Here is a 20,815-nt window from a genome sequence, read left to right as displayed (position 1 = left end):
CGATGTAGCTTCAAAATTGCAGTAACTTGAAATATCAGTTCCGTGATAGCTCAGTCGGTAGAGCAAATGACTGTTAATCATTGGGTCCCAGGTTCGAGTCCTGGTCACGGAGCCATTTCAATCGGGGTATAGCGCAGTCCGGTAGCGCGCCTGCTTTGGGAGCAGGATGTCAGGAGTTCGAATCCCCTTACCCCGACCATATTTGGGTCGTTAGCTCAGTTGGTAGAGCAGTTGGCTTTTAACCAATTGGTCGTAGGTTCGAATCCCACACGACCCACCATTTTTGAAACCAGCTCGCTGGAATCGAATCTTAAGATCAGAGGCCAAAAGCGCTGATCGAGGAAGGCGACTTGCAAAGGTCGCCTTTTTTTTACCGGGGTATAGCGCAGTCCGGTAGCGCGCCTGCTTTGGGAGCAGGATGTCAGGAGTTCGAATCCCCTTACCCCGACCATATTAAAAATCCTCGTATCGAAAGATACGGGGATTTTTTTTGCCTGTGATAAAGCGGACTGACTTAAGTCGTCGTACAACCTGCCGATAACCCTCCGACAGGGGCATGGCCCCATCTCAGGCCAACAATAAAAAAAGGCACCCCGTTATGTTTCTTCGTCAGTTGAATATCGCCCCCCGTGCCGCGTTGGGTTTTGCCTTGATCGCCGTGCTGGTGGCGTTGCTCGGGGTGTTTGCGCTGGGGCAGATGTCGAGCATTCGTGACAGTGAAGTGGCCGTGGAAACCCAATGGCTGCCCAGCATTCGCGGAGGGGATGAGATCCGCGAATGGATGCTGCGGATCCGCACCATTTCCTTGCGCATGGCCCTGGACCAGGACCCGAAGAACATCCCGGTGTACCGCGGACAAATGGACACGCGCGATAAAGAGTTGGGCGAAAAAATCGCCGCCTACGAAAAACTCGTCGTGACGCCTGAAGGCAAGGTCCTTTACGACCAGTTCAAGCAGACCTTCGCTGCGTACCGTACCGGTATCGCGCAATCCTTCACTCTGGCGGAACAGGGGCGTCGGGACGAACTGATCAAGTTGCTGCTGGTGGACATGAAGACCGTGGTGGACGGTTCCGGCAAGCAGCTCAACGATCTGGCCGAGTTGTTTTCCAAGCAGGTGTCCATCGAGAGCCAGAAGTCCCAGGAGCACTACGCCAATTCCCGCATGATCGTCAGCCTGTTCATTGTGCTTGCCGCCCTGGCCACGGTGGCCCTGGCCATGTTGCTCACGCGCAGCATCGTCAAGCCCTTGGGCGAGGCGCTGGATGCTGCGGAGAGTGTCGCCCGGGGTGACCTGACCCGGCCAATCGAGACCCATGGCAACGACGAAGTGAGCCGCTTGCTCAAGGCGTTGGCGGCCATGCAACAGAATCTGCGTGAGACATTGCAGGGCATCAGTGGCTCAGCCGCGCAACTGGCCACCGCGGCTGACGAACTGAACGCAGTCACCCTCGACAGCACTCAAAGCCTGCAGCAACAGAACAATGAAATCGAACAGGCCGCCACTGCCGTCACCGAGATGACCACTGCCGTGGAAGAAGTGGCGCGCAACGCGGTTTCCACCTCCGATGCCACGCGTCAGTCCAGTGAATCGGCGTCCTTGGGCCAGCAGCGGGTCAGCGACACGGTCGAGGCCATCGGCGCTCTTGCCAGCGATGTGCAAGTGACCGGCGGCCTGGTGCAATCGCTGGCCAACCAGTCGCAGGACATCGGCAAGGTGCTGGACGTGATCCGCGCCATCGCCGAGCAGACCAACCTGCTGGCCCTCAACGCGGCCATTGAGGCGGCCCGGGCGGGGGAGAGCGGACGTGGGTTTGCGGTGGTGGCCGATGAGGTCCGGGCGCTGGCTTATCGCACGCAGCAATCGACCCAGGAAATCGAGCAAATGGTCCAAGGCATGCGCAGCGGTGCCACCCAGGCACTCGACTCCATGCAGGCCAGCTCCAGTCGCGCCGCCAGCACCCTGGCCATGGCGGAGCGGGCAGGGGAAGCACTGCAGACCATCACGGCGTCGGTCAGCGAAATCCATGAACGCAATCTGGTGATCGCCAGCGCCGCCGAAGAGCAGGCGCAAGTCGCCCGCGAGGTGGATCGCAACCTGGTGAACATTCGTGATTTGTCCGTGCGCTCGGCTTCCGGCGCGGACCAGACCAGTGCCTCCAGCCATGAGCTGTCACAACTGGCGAATTCGCTGCGCACGATGGTGCAGCGGTTTCAGGTTTGATCGGTGGTTGCGCAGATTGAGTTTTATCTTTTAGATAATTTTTGACTGCACTGGCGTCTTCGCGAGCAGGCTCGCTCCCACAGGATGACCTCGATCAACTGTGGGAGCGAGCCTGCTCGCGAAGGCGGTGGACCATTCAAACTCAGTGCTGCTGCCTCAATGCAACTTCAGCCGAGGCTCGGTCCCGCGTCCGATCTTGCTGCCCAGCATCAGCATGGCCGTGCGGAACATGCCGTACAGTGCCATCTGGTGCATGCGGTACAGCGACACATAGAACATCCGCGCCAACCAGCCTTCGAGCATCACGCTGCCGGTCAGGTTGCCCATCAGGTTGCCCACCGCCGAGAAGCGTGACAGCGAGATCAGCGAGCCGTAGTCGGTGTATTTGTATTCAGGCAAAGCCTTGCCTTCGATCCGCAGCTTCAGGGACTTGGCCAGCAGCGAGGCCTGCTGGTGCGCGGCCTGGGCGCGGGGTGGAACGTTGCGATCGCTGCCGGGTTGCGGGCAGGCGGCGCAGTCGCCGAAGGCGAAGATGTTCTCGTCGCGGGTGGTCTGTAGCGTCGGCAGCACTTGCAGTTGATTGATCCGGTTGGTTTCCAGCCCATCGATGTCCTTGAGGAATTCAGGTGCGCGAATCCCGGCGGCCCAGACTTTCAGGCTTGCGTCGATCACTTTGCCATCGGCGGTAATCAGGCTGTCGGCGGTCACCTGGCTGACGGCGGCGTTGGTCATGACGTTGACCCCGAGTTTTTCCAGGGTCTTGTGCACCGGTCCGCCGATACGCTCTGGCAGCGCTGGCAAGACCCGTGGGCCGGCCTCGATCAGGGTGATGTGCATGTTCTCCGGTTTGATCCGGTCCAGGCCGTAGGCGTGCAGTTCGTGGGCGGCATTGTGCAGCTCGGCCGCCAGCTCGACCCCGGTCGCACCGGCGCCGACGATGGCGACGCTGATGCGCTCGACGATGTCGGTCTGCCCGGCGTGGGCCCGCAGGTAGTGGTGGAGCAGTTGCTGATGGAAGCGCTCGGCCTGCTTGCGGGTGTCGAGGAACAGGCAGTGCTGCGCCGCGCCTTCGGTGCCGAAATCGTTGGTGGTACTGCCAACCGCGATCACCAGCGTGTCGTAGCCCAGTTCCCGGGCCGGCAACAGCTCGACGCCCGCCTCGTCATAGGTGGCGGCCAATTGGATTCGCTTGTTCTCCCGATCCAGGCCGCTCATGCGCCCGAGCTGGAACTCGAAGTGGTTCCATTTTGCCTGGGCAACGTAGTTGAGTTCGTCTTCGGAAGAGTTCAGGGAGCCGGCAGCCACTTCATGCAGCAGGGGTTTCCAGATGTGGGTCAGGTTCGCGTCGACCAGCATCACGCTGGCCGTGCCGCGCTTGCCCAGAGTCTTACCCAGACGGGTAGCCAACTCCAGGCCGCCGGCGCCGCCGCCAACGATGACAATACGATGAGTCATGGGGATATCTCGCAAGGCTAAAGGAATTCGGTGCTGTTACCCGCGCGAGTGCCATGCAACTCATAGCGTCAGGTAACTGATCAGTCGGCTCAACAGGCCCAGGCCAATCGTGATGGCCAGTACCACCACCAGGAGCATCCACGGCCGGAAAGGCCGGCGCTCGACTCGGTGCTGGGACAGTTGCAGGTACTCTTCGACATGCTTCTGGTCATCTGGGTTCAGGCGACTGGTCATAAAGGCCTCGTCAGGTAGACGTTGCGGAGTGTGAAGACGTTACAGCGTCCGGCTAGCCGGCATTGAAAGCAGCGTAGCCGCTCGCCGGAACGGGTTCGACGATCAGGCTGTCGTCCAGGCGAATGATTCCACTTTTTAACACCCGGGCGGTGATTCCGCCATGGCCGCGTACGGCCTGGAACGTACCTTCACCGAGGTTTCGCTCCAATCGGGTGCAGGGCTGGCACCAGCCGGTGGTTTCAAAGACGGCTTGGCCGATGCGAAAGCGCCGGCCCTTGAGGCTGAACAGATTGATCCCGCTGACCACAATGTTGCGTCGAAGCTCTTGGGGGCGCAGCGGTTGGTTCTCGGGGCGGCCCATCAGCGAGCCGATCACGGCCAGGTGTTCCCATTGGATCAGTGTCACCTGCCGCGCATTGCGCACACCGGGGCGGGCATGGTCGCCGGTCAGTCCGGCTTCCAGGCGGGCCTCAACGGCGTCCAGTTCGATCATCGGCGCATGGCCCTGGGGGCGCACGCCAATCCAGCGTACACAGCCCTGCTGCGGCACGGCGGCGATCAGTTCCTGTAGAGGGCTCACAGGCTGATCCCGACATCGAAGACGATGCTGCGGCCCAGGTTGCCCCGCAGGAAATCCGGTGCATCGGGATGGGCGAACAGCACCCGGGCGAACGTCGGACCCACCAGCGACAGCGAGCGCCAGCCCTGGCGCAGGTATTCAGTCGGCGGGGGGAAGTGGCTGTTGAGGTCCAGCACTTCGCGCTTGAGGCTGGCAAAGGCGATGATGTCCAGGTCCCCCAGGTCCATGCCGCGCTCGGTGTAGTTGTGGGCTTTCTTGCGCAGGGTCGGGGCCAGGCGCATCAGGAATTCATTGGCCGGAATCCGCCGGGGCTTGGCTTCGCGACGCACCAGTTGGCTCAGGGAGAAGGCGCTGCGACGGCGTTGCAGTTCATCGCGCCATTCGTCATTGAGGCGGCGGCCCTCGTCGAGCACGAAAAACACCTCGAAATTGGCATCGCGAAACAGCACGTCCGGCGGCTCGCCGGCCGGGGCAAACTCGTCAGCGCGATAAGGCACGTTCAGCCCTTGCAGCAGACGCTGGCAGACCCAACGCTCACGCTCCCATTTGCGGGCATTGGAGAGAAAGGCGTTGGCTTGCTCGGCCGCGATGGTCAGCAGGCGTAAGTAATCGGAATCATCCATGTGCCCAAGCTTAGCGTTCAAATGTGATCAAAAAAAATAAAGCTGTTGTGATGGGGCGAAATTTTCGCTCAGGCAGGTGATGCTGTTGCCACAAAACTCATGTACACCGCAGGCCCCATTGTGGGAGCGGGCTTGCTCGCGAAGAGGACAGCACATTCAACATCATCGTTGACTGTAATGCCGCCTTCGCGAGCAAGCCCGCTCCCACAGGATGAGCCTCAGGCAGGGCCCAGCAGGCCATCCTGTTCAGCCTGGTGCGCCAACCAGGCGCAGAACAGATCCAGTTTCTTGCTGTGTTGCGCGCTGCGCTTCGCGATATAGGTGTAGTGGCTTGGCTGAAATCCGAACGGTGCAATCAGGCGACCCAGGCGAATGTCATCGGCCACCAGGTGCCATGGGGCGACGCAAATCCCCAGGCCGGCAATCGCCGCCTCCAACGTAAAGTAATAATGTTCGTATTCCAGCCCGGCCGGCGCGCTGGTCGGGTGTCCCATCGCATCGCCCCAACTCGTCCAGGCATCCGGACGGGTTTTAGTGTGCAGGAGGGGATGGCGGAAAATCGAGCTCAAGTCAGTCAATTGGATACGCGCGGATAAGGAAGGCGCCAAAACGATGCCCAATCGTTCGGGAAACAACAGAACGGTGTTTTCGCGTTCATCCACGACGTCCTGTTCTGCCGTGATCATCACGTCATAGCGGTCCCGGCCCGGATCGGTCCCATGGACCGGTGAACTCAAGCGGATCTTGATTTGCGGGTAAGTCGTGTTGAAGTCGAAAAGACGGGGAATCAGCCATTTGACCGTGAACGTGCTGAAGCAGGACACGTCCAGGGTGCCTGTCGCCGTGTCTCGGACCCTGCCCACCGCGGCCTCGATCCGATCCAGCGCGGCCGTCAACGCTGGCAGGAGTTCTTTTCCGGCAGGGGTGAGCTGGGGTTTGTTCTTTGGGCCTTCGAACAGGTCCACGCCAAGGCTCAGCTCCAACTGGCGTACCTGGCGGCTGACAGCACCAGGGGTGACGAACAGCTCCTCGGCGGCAGCGGTCATTTTGCCCAGGCGGGCAGCCGCCTCGAAGGTACGAAGTGCATTCAATGGCGGTAGGTGACGTTTCATCAAGTGACTTTAACTCAATTACATCGGGCGCATAAATCGATATCCGGCACTGTGCGGTTTTCGCAGAATTCCCCAGCTTTCCAGGGTTTGTCGAATATTCAACGTTGCGACGACTGGGGAGCTTTTTTTCCAATCAAATTGAGAGCACCTCACATGCCATTCGTTCGTACCTCCGTCATCAAGGGCACCAGCCAGCCGCAACGTCAGCGTATTGTCGATGGCATACACCAAGCGCTGGTCGAGAGCATTGGCATGCCCGAGGATGAATTGTTCAACCTGGTCACGGACTATGACCCTGAGCAGTTTTTCTACAGCCGTACGTTCAACGGTGTGGATCGTTCAGACCATTTGATCGTGATTGAGATTACGATGCGCAGGGGCCGCAGTGATGCGATGAAGCGCGAGCTCTACAAAAGAATTGTCGACAATCTCGGCATTCAAGCCCAGGTTCGTCCGCAAGACGTTTTCATCTTCATGCATGAGAATGACTATTCGGATTGGTCGGTAGGCTTTGGTAAGTTTGCAATGGCCTTGGTACAACAATCAGGAGGTGTCGCTCCTGAATAGCGAACGAACGGAGTAGCCCATGATCGGTGCCGAACTGCTTTCATCGCAGACTCTGGCGGCCGGCTGGCTGGTGTATGTGCCTGTGTTGGCCTGGGCGGTGGTGCGGGTGCCGTGGGTCGAGCTGTTCACCGACAGTCGTCGCCAGCACCTGTTGTTCGGCACGGTGCTGGCGTTGTTCATGCTGTGGCTGGTGCGGCGGGATTTCGATACCGGTGTCTCGTATCATTTCATCGGCATGACCGCCGTGACGCTGCTGCTGGACTGGCCGTTGGCGATCCTGGGTGGCCTGTGTGCGCAGCTTGCGTTGGTGCTGCTGGGGCGTCAGGACATGGCGGCGGTCGGGGTCAACGGCGCGCTGCTGATCCTGTTGCCGGTGCTCGTCACCGAGTGTTGCGCGATCCTGGTGGAGCGCGCACAGCCGCGCAATCTGTTCGTGTACATCTTCTGTTCGGGTTTTCTCGCCGCCGCGCTTTCGGCGTTGGCGTGCCTGCTGCTGGGGCTTGGCCTGCTGTGGTACGACGGTATATTCGCCATGCCTTACTGGCTGGAAGACTTCATTGGCTACCTCTGGCTGATCATCTTTCCCGAGGCGTTCATCAATGGCATGGTGATCAGTGCGTTGGTGGTGTTCAGTCCCGAATGGCTGGAAACCTTCAACCGCACGCGCTACCTGTCGGCACCGTGGAACGATGACGGCAAGCCTTGATTCACGTCAAGGCTGCCCCGTCGCACGCCCTTCATGCTCTGGAAAACTTCCAGGAGCACAACCATGAGTGTTTATGAGTGGGCGAGACAAGAGATCAGGCGTAGCCACGACGCCGCCATGGAGATCGGTTTCGACCCGGGCTTGAGTCTGCGTGCCTTGCTCAGTGCCATCGTGCAGCAGAGCAAGACAGTGCGCAGTGCTGAAGACCTGGCCGACGAGTTGAGTTTCCTCGCGGAAAACCTCGACGACGAACAGGACTACGGTTTCATGCGGCCTTAGGGGATAACCCCGTTACCTGAGATGACAATGAGCCCGTGGCGAGGGAGCTTGCTCCCGCTGGGGCGCGTAGCGGCCCCTAAAAAACGATGAGTGCTTCGCGCTCAAGCGGGAGCAAGCTCCCTCGCCACAATGATTCATACCGGGCCTTAGTGATGGGAGCGAGGGTTGAAGTCTTCGCTGAACAACTCATCCTCGGCGTCCGGGGCCACGGGAATCTTGTGTTCTTCCGACGCCCAGGCGCCGAGGTCGATCAGTTTGCAGCGATCGGAACAGAACGGCCGGAATTTGCTCTGCGGGCTCCATTCCACAGGGGCGCCGCAGGTTGGGCAATCAACGGTTGGGGTTTGGCTCATGATTGGCCTCCACGCAAAGTAAGGTAAAAGTGATGCAGGCGCTCGACCTCGCTGTGCAGCCAGGCGAGGTCGCGGTCGTTGACCACCACGTCGTCGGCATGGCTCAGGCGATCCTGGCGGCTGGACTGGGCCTTGAGGATCGCCTGGACCTGCTGCTCGCTGGTCTGGTCGCGCTGCAACGTACGTTCGATCTGCAGCTGTTCCGGCGCATCGATCACCAGGACCCGCTGGGTCATGGCGTACTGGCCTGACTCGATCAGCAGTGGCGACACCAGGATCGCGTAGGACGATTGTGCCTGGGCCAGGTGATGGGCGATTTCCTCGGCGATCAGCGGATGCAGCAGCGCCTCGAGCCAGCGGCGTTCATCGGTATTTTCGAAAATCAGCTTGCGCAGCGCCGCCCGATCCAGGGCGCCGTCGGCCTGCAATACGCCGGGGCCGAAGTGCTCGGCGATGTTCGCCAGCGCCGGGCGCCCGGGTTCGACCACCCAGCGAGCGGCGTGATCGGCGTCGATGACGTGCACGCCCAGATCGATAAAATGCTGGGCCGCCGCGCTCTTGCCGCTGCCGATGCCACCGGTCAGGCCGAGAATCCAGGGTTTTTCCAGAGGGTTATTCATAAAAGATCGACATTAGAAACCGACAGACTGCCAATAGAAGTCGGTTATTTGACCACCCCAGAGCAAGGCAATCCAGCCGGCAATGGCCAGATAAGGTCCAAAGGGGATTTGCGTTGACCCTGGAGCGTCTCGCAGGCGCAACACAATGACCCCGATAATGGCGCCCACCAGCGACGACAACAGCAGCGTCAGCGGCAGGACCTGCCAGCCACCCCAGGCGCCGAGCATCGCCAGCAGCTTGAAGTCCCCATAGCCCATGCCTTCCTTGCCAGTGATCAGCTTGAACACCCAGAACACCGACCACAGCGCCAGGTAACCGGCCACCGCGCCCCACATCGCCTGGTCCAGGGAGACGAACAGCCCGAAGCTGTTGATGATCAAGCCCAGCCACAACAACGGTAACACCAAGGTGTCGGGCAGCAATTGATGCTCGGCGTCGATCAGGCTCATGCCCAGCAGACCCCAGGTCAACACCATCACCATGCCGGCTTGCCAGCCGAAGCCGAAATGCCAGGCGACGAACCCCGACAACGCGCCGCAGGTCAATTCGGTCAGTGGGTAACGCCTGCCGATGGGCGCGGCGCAGCTCGAACAGCGGCCACGCAACATCACGTAGCTGAACACCGGGATGTTTTCCCAGGCGCGGATGCGATGGTCGCAGTGCGGGCACTGGGAGTGGGGCAGCATCAGGTTGTAGACCGGGCCCGGGGTTTCGGCTGGCAGGCCCAGCAGGTCGTGGGCTTGCAGGCGCCATTCGCGGTCGAGCATCTTCGGCAGGCGCCACACCAGCACGTTGAGGAAGCTGCCGATGATCAGGCCGAGCAATGCCGCAACGAGCACGAAAGCCAGGGGATACAGCACGAAAAATTCGCTCAGGGGCATGTCAGATCGCAGAGCCGAGTTGAAAGATGGGCAGGTACATGGCAACCACCAGGCCACCGACGACGATCCCCAGGATCACCATGATGAAGGGTTCCATCAGGCTGGTGAGGTTGTCCACCAGATTGTCCACTTCGGCCTCATAAAAGCTCGCGACCTTGTCGAGCATGTCGTCCAGCGCGCCGGATTCCTCGCCGATGGCGGTCATCTGGATGGCCAGGTTCGGAAAGATCCCTGACGCGCGCATGGAAAAATTCAACTGCATGCCGGTGGAGACGTCCTGGCGGATGCGCTGCACGGCGCGCTTGAACACCACGTTGCCGGTGGCGCCCGACACCGAGTCGAGGGCTTCGACCAGCGGCACGCCGGCGGCGAAGGTGGTCGAGAGCGTTCGGGCAAAGCGAGCCACGGCGGACTTGTACATCAAGGTGCCGATCAAGGGGAGCTTGAGCAGCCACTTGTCTCGCCAGTCACGAAACGCCTGGGACCGCTTGAGGGCATATTTCACCCCGAAAAACGCTCCCGCCAAACCGCCCAGCAGCAACCACCACGATTGCTGCATGAACTCCGACAGGCCGATGACCATCACCGTGAAGGCCGGCAGCTGTGCCCCGAACCCGGAGAAGACCGATTCGAACTGCGGCACCACCTTGACCAACAGGATGCCGGTGACCACCGCTGCGACGAGTATCACCGCCGTCGGGTAGGTCATGGCTTTCTTGATCTTGGCCTTGAGGGCTTCGCTCTTTTCCTTGTAGGTCGCGACCCGGTCCAACAGCGTATCCAGGGCACCGGCCTGTTCGCCGGCGTCCACCAGGTTGCAGTACAGCTCGTCGAAATATTGCGGGCATTTGCGCAGCGAGGCGGCGAAGCTGTTGCCGGCGGCGACTTCCTGCTTCACCTGATCCACCAGCTTGCGCATGTTGGGGTTGTCGAAGCCTTCGCCGATGATGTCGAACGCCTGCAACAGCGGCACGCCAGCCTTGAGCATCGTCGCCATCTGGCGAGTGAAGAGGGCGATATCCAGCGGCTTGATGCGCTTGCCCTTGCTGAATATCGAGGTGGATTTCTTGCGTACCTTCTCCGGGTTGATGCCTTGCTTGCGCAACTGTGCCTTGACCAGGGCCGGGCTCTGGCCTGTCAACTCGCCGGTCATTTTCGCGCCTTTGCGGTCTTTGCCTTCCCACGTATAGACGTCGGTTTTTACTGCCTTGACCGCCATGCTCAATCCTTGGTGACCCGGTTGATTTCTTCGAGGCTGGTAACGCCCTGCATCACTTTGAGCAGCCCCGATGCGCGCAGGTCATTGAAGCCGTCCTTGCGCATCTGCAGATCGATTTCCAGTGAGTTGCCCTCGGCCATGATCAACCGTTGCAGCTCTGGCGTGTTCTTGACCACTTCGTAAACCCCCACGCGCCCTTTGTAACCGTGGTTGCACTGTTCGCAACCGACCGGCTCATAGATCGTGAATGAGCCGATGCGTTCCCGGGGGAAACCTTCCTTGAGCAAGGTTTCCTCGGGAATCTCGATGGCCTTCTTGCAATGGTTGCACAGCTTGCGCGCCAGCCGCTGGGCGATGATCAGGTGCACGGCGGTGGCGATGTTGAACCCCGGGATACCCATGTTCTGCAAGCGGATCAGGGTTTCGGCGGCGCTGTTGGTGTGCAGGGTGGAAAGCACCAGGTGCCCGGTCTGGGCGGCCTTGATGGCGATCTCGGCGGTTTCCAGGTCGCGGATCTCGCCGACCATGATCACGTCCGGGTCCTGGCGCAGGAACGAGCGCAGGGCCTGGGCGAAGTCCAGCCCTTGGCGCGGATTCACGTTGACCTGGTTGATGCCTTCCATGTTGATCTCCACCGGATCTTCGGCGGTGGAAATGTTGATGTCCACGGTGTTGAGGATATTCAGCCCTGTGTACAGCGACACGGTCTTGCCCGAGCCGGTCGGGCCGGTGACCAGGATCAGCCCTTGCGGTTGCTTGAGGGCGGCCATGTACAGGTCTTTCTGGTCCGGCTCGTAGCCCAGGGCATCGATGCCCATTTGCGCGCTGGACGGGTCGAGGATCCGGATCACTACCTTTTCGCCCCAAAGCGTCGGCAGGGTGTTGACCCGGAAGTCGATGGACTTGGTTTTCGACAGGCGCATTTTCAGCCGGCCGTCCTGGGGCTTGCGCCGTTCGGAAATATCGAGGCTGGCCATGACCTTCAGGCGGGCGGCGATGCGGGTCGCCAGCTGGATCGGCGGCCTGGCCACTTCTCGCAGCATGCCGTCGGTGCGCACCCGCACCCGATAAGTCTTTTCGTAGGGCTCGAAGTGCAGGTCGGAAGAACCGCCCTTGATCGCGTCCAGCAGCATCTTGTTGACGAAACGCACCACGGGCGCATCGTCGGTGTCCTGGCCGCCGATGGAGTCCTGCCTGGTGTCGTCGATCGATTCGATATCCAGGCCGTCGAGGTCGACATCGCCCATGCCTTCCAGGCCTGTGCTACTGGATTCGAAGAACTTTTCGATGGCATCGCTGAGCTTGTCGTCCTCCACCAGGATGGCTTCGGTGGTCAGGCCGGTGCTGAACTGGATGTCATTGATGGCCTGGTGATTGGTCGGGTCGGAGATGCCCACGTACAGCTTGTTGCCGCGTCGCCACAGCGGCAGGGCGTGGTGCTGGCGCACCAGTTTTTCACTGACCAGGCCGGTGGGCTGGGCTTCCTTGTCCAGGCTGTTGAGGTCCAGCAGGGCCACGCCGAAATGCTCCGAGGCGATTTCCGCGATCTGACGGCTTTGCACCAGCCGGTTCTGTACCAGGTAGCTGACCAGCGGGATGCGACTGCGCTGGGCCTGTTGATACGCCTGTTGCGCACTTTGCTCGGTGAGCAGTTCGGCCAGCACCAATTGCTTGGTCAGGCCGCTGAGGGCGATGTCATTCATGGGGATACCGGACGCGGACAGTTCATGACTTATAGCCTAGTCAAGCATCGACGCCAAACCAGCGGGTTTGGGTGACAAAAAACGTCAGATAGTGCGGTTGTTGAGGTAGGACGTCGCCGTTGTGCGGGTCCAAGCCCCTTTGATGATGGGGCTTCAGGGTTGGCATGTGCCCTGCAATGGCCGTTTCAGGACATGAGATTTCGGCTCATGCATGGGAGATGTCTATGAATAAGCAGAAGGGCTTTACGCTGATCGAGCTGCTGATCGTCGTGGCGATCATCGGCATTCTGGCGACGTTCGCGTTGCCGCAGTATTCCAGGTATCAGGCGCGGGCCAAGGTGACGGCCGGCCTGGCGGAAATCACTGCATTCAAGGTGCCATACGAGGACAACATGAATCGAGGGGTGGACCCGACGATCGCCAACATGGGCATCACCTCACCTACCAGTAACTGCACTATCACCATTACAGGCACAGCGGCGGCCGGTGCGGGCACGATTGCTTGTTCTCTCCTCAATTCGCCTGCGCTCGTCCAGGGTAGGACGATTACGCTCTCTCGTTCGGCTGCGGGTGTCTGGACCTGTGCTTCTACTGCTGCCCAGGAATTCTTGCCGACTGGCTGTACCGGTGCTGCGAACCCATAACCAATTCCGGTTGACTCGGCCCCGCTTAAACACCGGGGCTTTTTTATTGGAAATTGGAAATGTTCAGGAATTCAGAGGCTTAGCGAGCAAGCGAAACCCGCAACTTGCATGTCGAAAATCGGCAGGTCATGCATTTTGCATGATTGTGGAAATTGCCGCTTCGCTTAACCTACTGATTTATAAGTCATTTATAAATTTTTCAAAACTGGCACAGCCTTCGCACTACTCCTGATAACCCTGCCGGGATGCATCTCCGGCAGTTTCTGAGAAAAACAGGAGTTACTCGTATGAAGAAGTTCGCTATCACTGCCGCCGCTGCTACCGCACTGACCCTGACCATGGCTAGCGCATTCGCCGAGACCACTCAAGCAACTCAGGCGCCAATGATGCTGGCTGCAGGCGAAGTGACAGAAGCCAAGGAAGCCACCTCCGATACCTGGATCACCACCAAGGTCAAAGCTGACCTGGTCACCGAAAAAGGCATTCCAGGCACCGACATCAAAGTCGAAACCAACAAAGGCGTCGTGTCGCTGTCGTCCACCGTTGCCGTGACTGATGCTCAGAAAGATACCGCCGTGGCAATCGCCAAGAAAATCAAAGGCGTCAAGGCCGTATCGGCTGACGGCCTGAAAGCCGAGTAAGGCCAAGACTTCTCGCCTGGACTGGGAGAAGGCACGGTAAGCGAGCTGAGTCATACGCTTGCCGTTGCTTTGGAGTTCATGCGAAAGGCCACAGGATGTGGCCATTACAGGCCCCCGACATTCGTGCCGGGGGCCTGTTCTATTCCGAGAGGAGAAAGTGCGGGTGAAGTTTGTGGGGCCGCCTGGGAAACCGAGTTGTTCTTAATCGCGAGCAGGCTCGCTCCCACATTTAAATGCATTCAGCCTGACGAAACCCAATCCACTGTGGGAGCGAGCCTGCTCGCGATGGCGCCGGTACTGTCAACGCCATTCCAGCTGAATGGAGCAGGGCCGTTCACCGCCCCCGCTTGCTGGTGATCTCCACCAGCCGATTCCTCTCGAAACGCAGGTACTGATACATGCCGCTGTTGGGCCCGTAGGTCCATTCTTCCACCGGGTATTCCTCCCGGCGATTGACACTGCGCTTGTAGCCCAGGTCATCCCGCGCCGCAGGCTCTCCGCACTTTTGCAGCACTTCGCTCGAACGGTCGCCGACGCTGATCAACTGGCTGCCGCAGCGCAGCGTATTGGCAGCCGATGCCTGGCCAGCGGCGAGCAACAGACCCAGGCTGAGCCCATACCAGGGTTTCATCTTATTCGGCATCCAGATGCATAGGGGTAATCACCCGGCCATCGCTTTCGGCCTGGCCGAGGCTGGCGTCGATGAAATACACGCGGTCGTCGGCCAACTGGCCTTTGTCTACCAGGAAATCCTTGATGCTGCTGGCCCGTTCCTGGCCCAGCTGGCGCAATAGCACGTCGCTGCCGCTCCAGAATTTGATCACACCTTCGCGCAGTTTCTCGATGCGTGCCTTTTTATCCAATTGCGTCCATTCGGCTGGCGGCTGGGTCTTGAGGCGCGTGCGGTAGATGCCTTCGAGCAGCGGCGCCTTTTCATCCTCGGGCACCTGTATCAGCGAAGCCTGGGCCGGAACCTTGTCACCCCGACGCTGGAGCATTTTGTAGTAGTTGTACTGGTATTCGCGTTCCAGGCGCTGGGCGGCGAGCAATGGGCCGTCGCTGCTTTCGGCGGCGGTGCCTTCGATCTCCAGGCGCAGCTCCGGCCGTTTGGCCAGGGCCTCGGAGAGTTTGAGCAGCGTGCCTTCGTTGTCCTTGTTCAGGTCGCTGGAGCCCGGCGCGAATGCGACGCTGCCCAGGTCTTCCGAACCGCCGCCAGCCACCAGCCCACCGATGAGCTTGAACGGCGCCTGGGCTGCGCGGACCACCAGGTTGCGCAGGGTCTGCCAGACGATCGGCATGACGCTGAATTGTGGGTCGTTGAGGTTGCCGCTGACCGGCAGTTCGATGGAAATCTTGCCCTCGGAGTCCTTGAGCAACGCGATGGCCAGCTTCAGCGGCAGGCTCACGGCGTCCGGGCTGTCGACTTTTTCCCCCAGTTGCAATTGCTCGACCACCACCTTGTTCTCCGCCTGGAGCTGGCCCTTGGCGATGCGGTAGTGCAGGTCGAGATTGAGCCGGCCCTTGCGGATGCGATAGCCGGCGAACTTGCCGGAGTAGGGGGTCAAGGTCGTCAGCTCGACCCGTTTGAAACTGGTGGCGATGTCGAGGCTGGCCATCGGATCGAAGGGGTTGACCGCGCCCTTGATGGTGACCGGCGCGTAACGGTCGACCTTGCCCTTGACGTCCACGCTGGCCGGTTGGGCCTGGCGGCTGTCGATGGTGCCGATCTGGCCATTGAGCTGCTGGATGGCCGTGGCGAAGTTCGGTGTGAGGCTGAAGTCGGCGAAGTTGGCCGAACCGTCGTTGATGGCGATGCCGCCGATGTGGATACCCAGTGGTTTTTCCTGGGAGGCCGGTTTTGCCGCGGTGTTCTTCGCGCCGCTGTCGGCCGGTTGCGGGATCAACAGGTCATCAACGTTGGTGGTGCGGTCGTCATTGATCATGAACCGCGCGTAAGGCTGGAACAGGTTGACCTTGTCGATGGACAGGCTGTCGCCGTGTTGGTAGTTGAGGCCTTCGACGACCAGTTTCTGCCATTTGACGAAGTCACGGGTCTTGAGGGTGTCGAGGGTGTGCAACTGATCGACCTGGGCGCGGCCGGTAACGGCAAAGGCCAGCGGCTCGGTGCTCTTGAGGTCGACCGCGAGGTCGCTGCCGAGCATCCCGGACCGCAGCTCCAGGCGAATGAACGGGTTGATGTACGACTGGGCGACGCGCAGGTCGATGTCTTGCGTCTTGACCTTTAGTTTGGCGCTGATCGGGTTCAGGTTGACCTCGCCGTCGGCCAGGATCTTGCCCTGTTTGCCTACTCCGGTGTCCAGCTTGAGGGTAAAGGGCGAGCCGTTGAGGGTGTCGTAGTTCTGCAGGTCGAGGTTCAGCGGGCCGACCTCCAGTGCCACGGCGGGCTGCGCCTGGCGGTCGGCCAGATGCACCTGGTAGTCGCGCAGTTGCACGTCCTTCAAGATCACCTGCCACGGTTTGCTCGGTGGTGCCGGTTCAGGTTTTGGCGAGTCGGCCGCCGCTGGAGCGGAGGCCGGCTCCGCCTTGACCTGCGGTTTGGCTGGCTGGCTGGCGAAGAGTTTCTGCCAATCCAGCTGCCCGTCCGCCTCGCGGGCGGCCCAGGTTTCCAGTTTCTGGCTGCGGATCTTGCCCACCACCACTTGTTGCTTGGCCAGGTCGAGCGTGGTCTCGCTCACGTCCAGGCGTTCGAGTTTCACCAATGGACGGCCGTCGGGCGCCTTGATGGCGAAGGGCGCGACACTGACCGCGACGTTATTGAGCAGCAGCTCGGTGCCCTTGGCCAGGTTGAGCTTATAGTCGGTGCTGAGGTCCAGGACGCCGTTTTCCAACACCAGCGGCACCGCGTCGCGCACGTAGGGCCACCACGCTTTCATCTGGCCGCCAGTGACCTTGAGCGTGCCCTGGGAGGCAATCGGTGTGAGGCTGAAATTACCGGTCCAGTCGATCTGTCCGCCTGCGGGGCCGGCGGCCACCAGGGTCATGTCGGCGTTGTCGTCGGGCAGGGTGCTGAGGTTCTTCAGCTCGAAATCGAGGGTGTCGTAGAGAAATTCGATGGGCTCGCTGGGGCGCAGGTCCTGGAAATGCACGTAACCGCCGGCCAGTTTGATTCGATCGACCCGCAAGGGGAACGGTTTGGCCTCGGGATCGGTGGGCGTCGGTTCGCTGGCTGGCAGCTTGAACAGGCCCAGCAGGTTCAGCTGACCGTCCTTGGCGAACACGACCTCGGTCTTGGGCTTGTCCAGCTCGATGTCGACCAGGTGCAGGGCGCCGGACCACAGGCTGTCGAGTTGCAAATTGGCGTACAGCCGTTCGAAGCCGACCTGCTCCTTGCCCGGTTCGCCGATGTCCAGGCCCCAGAGGGTGACTTCAAGGCTGAAGGGATTGAGTTCGATGCGCTGGATTTGGGCCGGCACCGTCGCATGGGCGGCCAACTGCTGGTTGGCGATGCGCAAGGCGATGCCTGGCAGAATCAGGAAACCCAACAGACTGTAGAGGGCCAGTGCGGTCAACAGGGCGCCGAAAGCGCGAATCAATCCTTTGGGCATGTGCGGTTTCATCTGGTGTGAATCGGAGTGCCTTGGAGTATGGCATGCGTTTACGGTTCCGAAGCCACTGTGATTTATGAGATTTGTCTGGTTTCCATGTGAGATTTCAGGCCCGGGCCTAGAGCTGGAGGATCAGCGTCTTGAGCGGTGGTTGCTGGTCCAGGGAAGGAAAATCGCCGCCGGGTGTCAGCACGCTCCACTCGCGCACCGGGCGACCGGCCTTTTCCGCACAACGCAAGACCTGCTCGCGCCAGTCGTCCATGGGCACTTTTGCCAGGTTGTTGCAGCAGATCAGCACGCCATTGTCGGCGGTGGTAAGCAGCGCCGGCTTCAGCAGGCTTTGGTAGTCGCGCAACAGATCGACGGTGCCGAACGCACTTTTGGCCCAGGCCGGTGGGTCGAGTAGGACCAGGTCGTACTGGCGTTGCTCCAGGCGCACGTAGCTGGGCAGTTTCTGCCCGCGCCGCTGGCTGATGGGCAGGCCAGCCAGTTGGCGGATCGCCGGGAAGTAATCCGACTGCACGAATTCCATCGGCGGCAAATCGGGGTTGAGCAGGCCGTTTTCGCGGCCCACGGCCAGGTTGCCTTCTGCGAAGTCCAGGTTGCACACCTCCCGCGCGCCACCGGCCGCAGCGCTCAGGCCGACGCCGCAGGTGTAGGCGAACAGGTTCAACACGCTTTTGTCGCGGCTGTGTGCCTTGACCCAGCCCCGGGCGTTGCGCAGGTCGAGAAACAGCAGGGGATCCTGCCCGGCATGCCGGCCGCGAACGCGATAATTCAAGCCCCATTCATGCCCGACCAGGTCTTGCAGGGCGGCCTCGTCAGCCTGATAGACCGTGTCCTGGCGGTCGACGCGGGAATTGCCCCGGGCGCGGTCGTTGTAGACCAACAGGGTCTCCAGGCCCAGCCGTTCGTTGACGATGCCGTGCAATTGCAGCAGGTCGTCGCGCTCCAGCGATTGATGAAAGCTCTGCACCAGCAGTTGCGGGCCATAGCGGTCGACGGTCAGGCCGGGCGCGCCTTCCTGGCTGCCGTGGAACAGGCGGTAGCAGTCGGTACCTTGCTGGTGCAGTTGGCCGAGCAGTGCCTGGCGTTGGTCGAGGGCGGCGCGCAGCGCCTGATTCAGGGAAGACATGCCGGGCGCGCCTTAGAGAAATGAGGCGCGGGAGTTTAGCAGTTATGGATACTCGGGTATCGCATACAGATGTGAGGCAGGTACCCCTGTGGCGAGGGAGCTTGCTCCCGCTCGGCTGCGCAGCAGACGCTAAATCGCGATCGCACCCTGTAAAAAACAGGGGCGCTTCGCACCCCAGCGGGAGCAAGCTCCCTCGCCACAGGTTCTTGTGTCTGGCCTAGCGATTCAGGCGTTTGTCGATCAGCCCCTCCACCACGCTTGGATCGGCCAGGGTCGAGGTGTCGCCAAGGCTGTCGAGTTCATTGCAGGCGATCTTGCGCAGGATGCGCCGCATGATCTTGCCCGAACGGGTCTTGGGCAGCGCCGGCGCCCACTGGATCAGTTCCGGCTTGGCGAAGCTGCCGATTTCCTTGCTGACGTGAGCCAGCAATTCCTTCTTCAACTCGTCATTGGCCTCGACCCCATTCATCGGCGTGACAAAGGCATAGATGCCCTGGCCCTTGAGGTCGTGGGGGTAGCCGACAACGGCCGCTTCGGCAATGTTGTCGTGCAGCACCAGGGCGCTTTCCACCTCGGCGGTGCCAATGCGGTGCCCGGAGACGTTGATCACATCGTCGATGCGTCCGGTGATCCAGTAATCGCCGTCTTCGTCGCGCCGCGCGCCGTCGCCGGTGAAGTAATAACCGGGATAGGGCTTGAAGTAGGTATCGACCATGCGTTGATGGTCGCCGTAGACGCTGCGGATCTGCCCCGGCCAACTGGATTTGATCGCCAGCACACCGCTGCCGGCACCGCTGATTTCCTTGCCCACCTCATCCAGCAAGACCGGTTGCACGCCGAACATCGGCCGCGTGGCGCAGCCCGGCTTGAGCCGTGGGGCACTGACCAACGGGCTGAGCATGATGCCGCCGGTTTCGGTCTGCCACCAGGTATCGACAATCGGGCAGCGCTGTTCGCCTACTACATTGAAATACCATTCCCACGCCTCCGGGTTGATCGGCTCACCGACGCTGCCGAGCAATCGCAGGCTTTTGCGGGACGTTTCCTGCAACGGTCCGGCCCCTTCGCGCATCAACGCGCGCAAGGCGGTCGGCGCGGTGTAGAAGATGTTGACCTGATGCTTGTCGATCACCTGCCAGAAGCGCGAACTGCTGGGGTGGCTCGGCACGCCTTCGAAAATCAGCGTGGTCGCGCCATTGGCCAGCGGGCCATAGACGATGTAGCTATGGCCGGTGACCCAGCCGACGTCGGCGGTGCACCAGAACACCTCGTTGTCGCGGTAGTCGAGCACGTACTTGAAGGTCATGGCCGCTTGCAGCAGATAGCCGCCCGTGGTGTGCAGCACGCCCTTGGGTTTGCCGGTACTGCCGGAGGTGTAGAGGATGAACAGCGGGTCTTCGGCGTCCATCGGTTCGGGCGGGCAATCGTCGCTCATGTCGTGCATGGCCTGGTGATACCAGAGATCACGACCTTCAGCCCAGTCCACCTCGCCCTGGGTGCGCTCGACCACCAGCACGGTGCTGACGTTCGGGCAGCTTTCCAGCGCTTTATCGACGTTGCGTTTGAGCGGTATGAAGCGCCCACCGCGCACCCCTTCGTCAGCCGTGATCACGGTGCGGCAATCGGCGTCGAGAATCCGGTCGCGCAGGGAGTCCGGTGAGAAACCGCCGAACACCACTGAATGCACCGCGCCGATGCGGGTGCAGGCGAGCATGGCGTAGGCGGCCTCGGGGATCATCGGCATGTAGATGCAGACCCGGTCGCCTTTCTTCACGCCACGGCTTTTCAGCACGTTGGCCAGGCGGCAGACATGATTGTGCAATTTCTTGTAGGTGATTTGCGCCGACTCGGCAGGGGCGTCGCCTTCCCAGATGATCGCGATCTGCTCGCCACGGGTGTCCAGGTGACGGTCGATGCAATTGGCGCTGACGTTCAGCTTGCCGCCGGCGAACCAGGTCGCGTCGCCGTTCTTGAGGTCATAGCGCTGGACGGTTTGCCAGGGCGTCATCCAGTCGAGAAAGCGCGTGGCTTGCTCGGCCCAGAAGGCGCTCGGGTGTTCGATGGATTCTTTATAGAGCCGCTTGTACTCGTCCTGACTCAGTTGCGCAGCCCGGCGGACGGCATCGGCGTGGGGGTACTGGCTGATATCGAACATGACGGTTCCTTATTCTTGTTTTGCGACAAGAGGGGAGCGGCACGACCCTCGTAGGAGCTGCCGAAGGCTGCGATCTTTTCTCTCAATGCCACTTGAGTGCCAGGTGAAAGATCAAGA

General features: G+C 60.8%; 20 protein-coding genes and 4 tRNA genes. 10 read left to right on the top strand and 14 right to left on the bottom strand.

The window, feature by feature from the left end; translation table 11 throughout:
- Positions 1-39: 39 nt before the first annotated feature.
- From AD659_RS22860 to AD659_RS22840, 5 genes are all read left to right on the top strand, one after another.
- Positions 40-115, top strand: a tRNA-Asn gene (locus tag AD659_RS22860).
- A 7-nt stretch (positions 116-122) separates the two neighbouring features.
- Positions 123-199 (top strand) — tRNA-Pro (locus AD659_RS22855).
- A gap of 5 nt (positions 200-204) precedes the next feature.
- Positions 205-280 (top strand) — tRNA-Lys (locus tag AD659_RS22850).
- 94 nt (positions 281-374) lie between these two features.
- Positions 375-451: transfer RNA gene (locus AD659_RS22845), tRNA-Pro, on the top strand.
- Positions 452-598: 147 nt separating this feature from the next.
- Positions 599-2,224: a methyl-accepting chemotaxis protein gene (locus AD659_RS22840; RefSeq protein WP_053125346.1), complete on the top strand. Its 1,626-nt coding sequence runs from the start codon at positions 599-601 to the stop codon at positions 2,222-2,224.
- Positions 2,225-2,380: 156 nt separating this feature from the next.
- On the opposite strand, the gene AD659_RS22835 is transcribed toward AD659_RS22840, so the two are convergent.
- From AD659_RS22835 to AD659_RS22815, 5 genes are all read right to left on the bottom strand, one after another.
- Positions 2,381-3,679: an NAD(P)/FAD-dependent oxidoreductase gene (locus AD659_RS22835; protein ID WP_053125344.1), complete on the bottom strand. Its 1,299-nt coding sequence runs from the start codon at positions 3,677-3,679 to the stop codon at positions 2,381-2,383.
- Positions 3,680-3,739: 60 nt separating this feature from the next.
- A complete protein-coding gene (locus AD659_RS22830; protein ID WP_039593877.1) occupies positions 3,740-3,913 on the bottom strand; it encodes a DUF3094 family protein in 174 nt (57 codons plus the stop codon).
- A 52-nt stretch (positions 3,914-3,965) separates the two neighbouring features.
- Entirely contained in the window at positions 3,966-4,493 is a 528-nt protein-coding gene (locus AD659_RS22825; protein ID WP_053125343.1) for an MOSC domain-containing protein, read from the bottom strand.
- Positions 4,490-5,116 (bottom strand): DUF1780 domain-containing protein, encoded by a 627-nt coding sequence (locus tag AD659_RS22820; protein ID WP_025215531.1) that lies wholly within the window; start codon positions 5,114-5,116, stop codon positions 4,490-4,492. Before AD659_RS22820 ends, AD659_RS22825 begins: the two co-directional genes overlap by 4 nt.
- Positions 5,117-5,334: 218 nt before the next feature.
- On the bottom strand, positions 5,335-6,228 hold the full coding sequence (locus tag AD659_RS22815) for a LysR substrate-binding domain-containing protein (protein WP_053125341.1): 894 nt from the start codon (positions 6,226-6,228) through the stop codon (positions 5,335-5,337).
- 153 nt (positions 6,229-6,381) lie between these two features.
- On the opposite strand from AD659_RS22815, the gene AD659_RS22810 reads away from it, so the two are divergent.
- The 3 genes from AD659_RS22810 to AD659_RS22800 all read left to right on the top strand — a co-directional run bounded on the left by AD659_RS22810 (position 6,382) and on the right by AD659_RS22800 (position 7,780).
- Entirely contained in the window at positions 6,382-6,795 is a 414-nt protein-coding gene (locus AD659_RS22810; protein ID WP_053125339.1) for a tautomerase family protein, read from the top strand.
- A 19-nt stretch (positions 6,796-6,814) separates the two neighbouring features.
- Complete coding sequence (locus AD659_RS22805; RefSeq protein ID WP_053125337.1) at positions 6,815-7,501, top strand: energy-coupling factor ABC transporter permease; 687 nt, start codon at positions 6,815-6,817, stop codon at positions 7,499-7,501.
- Positions 7,502-7,564: 63 nt separating this feature from the next.
- The gene (locus AD659_RS22800) at positions 7,565-7,780 is read left to right on the top strand and encodes a hypothetical protein (protein ID WP_053125334.1); all 216 of its coding nucleotides are present in this window, start codon (positions 7,565-7,567) and stop codon (positions 7,778-7,780) included.
- Positions 7,781-7,926: 146 nt separating this feature from the next.
- Here AD659_RS22800 and yacG read toward each other — a convergent pair whose 3' ends face one another.
- From yacG to pilB, 5 genes are read right to left on the bottom strand one after another with little or no spacing between them, the layout of a single operon-like run.
- Positions 7,927-8,133 carry a DNA gyrase inhibitor YacG gene (gene yacG / locus AD659_RS22795; RefSeq protein WP_053125332.1) on the bottom strand — a complete coding sequence of 69 codons (207 nt, stop codon included), beginning with the start codon at positions 8,131-8,133 and terminating at the stop codon, positions 7,927-7,929.
- Complete coding sequence (coaE, locus tag AD659_RS22790) at positions 8,130-8,753, bottom strand: dephospho-CoA kinase (protein WP_053125330.1); 624 nt, start codon at positions 8,751-8,753, stop codon at positions 8,130-8,132. Before coaE ends, yacG begins: the two co-directional genes overlap by 4 nt.
- A gap of 12 nt (positions 8,754-8,765) precedes the next feature.
- Positions 8,766-9,635 carry a prepilin peptidase gene (locus AD659_RS22785; protein WP_053125328.1) on the bottom strand — a complete coding sequence of 290 codons (870 nt, stop codon included), beginning with the start codon at positions 9,633-9,635 and terminating at the stop codon, positions 8,766-8,768.
- 1 nt (position 9,636) lies between these two features.
- Positions 9,637-10,854 carry a type II secretion system F family protein gene (locus tag AD659_RS22780; protein WP_053125326.1) on the bottom strand — a complete coding sequence of 406 codons (1,218 nt, stop codon included), beginning with the start codon at positions 10,852-10,854 and terminating at the stop codon, positions 9,637-9,639.
- A gap of 2 nt (positions 10,855-10,856) precedes the next feature.
- Positions 10,857-12,557, bottom strand: coding sequence for a type IV-A pilus assembly ATPase PilB (gene pilB / locus AD659_RS22775; RefSeq protein ID WP_053125325.1), 1,701 nt, complete (start codon positions 12,555-12,557; stop codon positions 10,857-10,859).
- 224 nt (positions 12,558-12,781) lie between these two features.
- Here pilB and AD659_RS22770 point away from each other — a divergent pair, with 224 nt between their 5' ends.
- Together AD659_RS22770 and AD659_RS22765 are read left to right on the top strand one after the other, a co-directional pair.
- Entirely contained in the window at positions 12,782-13,201 is a 420-nt protein-coding gene (locus AD659_RS22770; RefSeq protein ID WP_053125419.1) for a pilin, read from the top strand.
- 287 nt (positions 13,202-13,488) lie between these two features.
- Positions 13,489-13,842 carry a BON domain-containing protein gene (locus AD659_RS22765; protein WP_053125323.1) on the top strand — a complete coding sequence of 118 codons (354 nt, stop codon included), beginning with the start codon at positions 13,489-13,491 and terminating at the stop codon, positions 13,840-13,842.
- 334 nt (positions 13,843-14,176) lie between these two features.
- On the opposite strand, the gene AD659_RS22760 is transcribed toward AD659_RS22765, so the two are convergent.
- From AD659_RS22760 to acs, 4 genes are all read right to left on the bottom strand, one after another.
- Entirely contained in the window at positions 14,177-14,473 is a 297-nt protein-coding gene (locus AD659_RS22760; protein WP_053125321.1) for a DUF2845 domain-containing protein, read from the bottom strand.
- A 1-nt stretch (position 14,474) separates the two neighbouring features.
- Positions 14,475-17,408, bottom strand: a complete 2,934-nt coding sequence (locus tag AD659_RS22755; RefSeq protein WP_173667201.1) for a DUF748 domain-containing protein — start codon at positions 17,406-17,408, stop codon at positions 14,475-14,477.
- Between the two features lie 118 nt (positions 17,409-17,526).
- A complete protein-coding gene (locus AD659_RS22750) occupies positions 17,527-18,543 on the bottom strand; it encodes a class I SAM-dependent rRNA methyltransferase (protein ID WP_053125316.1) in 1,017 nt (338 codons plus the stop codon).
- Positions 18,544-18,760: 217 nt separating this feature from the next.
- Positions 18,761-20,698, bottom strand: a complete 1,938-nt coding sequence (gene acs / locus AD659_RS22745) for an acetate--CoA ligase (RefSeq protein WP_053125314.1) — start codon at positions 20,696-20,698, stop codon at positions 18,761-18,763.
- Between the last annotated feature and the right edge of the window lie 117 nt (positions 20,699-20,815).

The organism is Pseudomonas thivervalensis (genome assembly GCF_001269655.1).
In the GTDB taxonomy this organism is placed as follows: Bacteria; Pseudomonadota; Gammaproteobacteria; order Pseudomonadales; family Pseudomonadaceae; genus Aquipseudomonas; species Aquipseudomonas thivervalensis.
This window is presented reverse-complemented; position numbering and strand designations above follow the sequence as displayed.

Coding starts and splice junctions, on each gene's coding strand:
- AD659_RS22840 (WP_053125346.1), top strand. CDS start 599: ATGTTTCTTCGTCAGTTGAATATCGCCCCCCGTGCCGCGTTGGGTTTT.
- AD659_RS22835 (WP_053125344.1), bottom strand. CDS start 3,679: ATGACTCATCGTATTGTCATCGTTGGCGGCGGCGCCGGCGGCCTGGAG.
- AD659_RS22830 (WP_039593877.1), bottom strand. CDS start 3,913: ATGACCAGTCGCCTGAACCCAGATGACCAGAAGCATGTCGAAGAGTAC.
- AD659_RS22820 (WP_025215531.1), bottom strand. CDS start 5,116: ATGGATGATTCCGATTACTTACGCCTGCTGACCATCGCGGCCGAGCAA.
- AD659_RS22815 (WP_053125341.1), bottom strand. CDS start 6,228: ATGAAACGTCACCTACCGCCATTGAATGCACTTCGTACCTTCGAGGCG.
- AD659_RS22810 (WP_053125339.1), top strand. CDS start 6,382: ATGCCATTCGTTCGTACCTCCGTCATCAAGGGCACCAGCCAGCCGCAA.
- AD659_RS22805 (WP_053125337.1), top strand. CDS start 6,815: ATGATCGGTGCCGAACTGCTTTCATCGCAGACTCTGGCGGCCGGCTGG.
- AD659_RS22800 (WP_053125334.1), top strand. CDS start 7,565: ATGAGTGTTTATGAGTGGGCGAGACAAGAGATCAGGCGTAGCCACGAC.
- yacG (WP_053125332.1), bottom strand. CDS start 8,133: ATGAGCCAAACCCCAACCGTTGATTGCCCAACCTGCGGCGCCCCTGTG.
- coaE (WP_053125330.1), bottom strand. CDS start 8,753: ATGAATAACCCTCTGGAAAAACCCTGGATTCTCGGCCTGACCGGTGGC.
- AD659_RS22785 (WP_053125328.1), bottom strand. CDS start 9,635: ATGCCCCTGAGCGAATTTTTCGTGCTGTATCCCCTGGCTTTCGTGCTC.
- AD659_RS22780 (WP_053125326.1), bottom strand. CDS start 10,854: ATGGCGGTCAAGGCAGTAAAAACCGACGTCTATACGTGGGAAGGCAAA.
- pilB (WP_053125325.1), bottom strand. CDS start 12,557: ATGAATGACATCGCCCTCAGCGGCCTGACCAAGCAATTGGTGCTGGCC.
- AD659_RS22770 (WP_053125419.1), top strand. CDS start 12,782: ATGAATAAGCAGAAGGGCTTTACGCTGATCGAGCTGCTGATCGTCGTG.
- AD659_RS22765 (WP_053125323.1), top strand. CDS start 13,489: ATGAAGAAGTTCGCTATCACTGCCGCCGCTGCTACCGCACTGACCCTG.
- AD659_RS22760 (WP_053125321.1), bottom strand. CDS start 14,473: ATGAAACCCTGGTATGGGCTCAGCCTGGGTCTGTTGCTCGCCGCTGGC.
- AD659_RS22755 (WP_173667201.1), bottom strand. CDS start 17,408: ATGCCCAAAGGATTGATTCGCGCTTTCGGCGCCCTGTTGACCGCACTG.
- AD659_RS22750 (WP_053125316.1), bottom strand. CDS start 18,543: ATGTCTTCCCTGAATCAGGCGCTGCGCGCCGCCCTCGACCAACGCCAG.
- acs (WP_053125314.1), bottom strand. CDS start 20,698: ATGTTCGATATCAGCCAGTACCCCCACGCCGATGCCGTCCGCCGGGCT.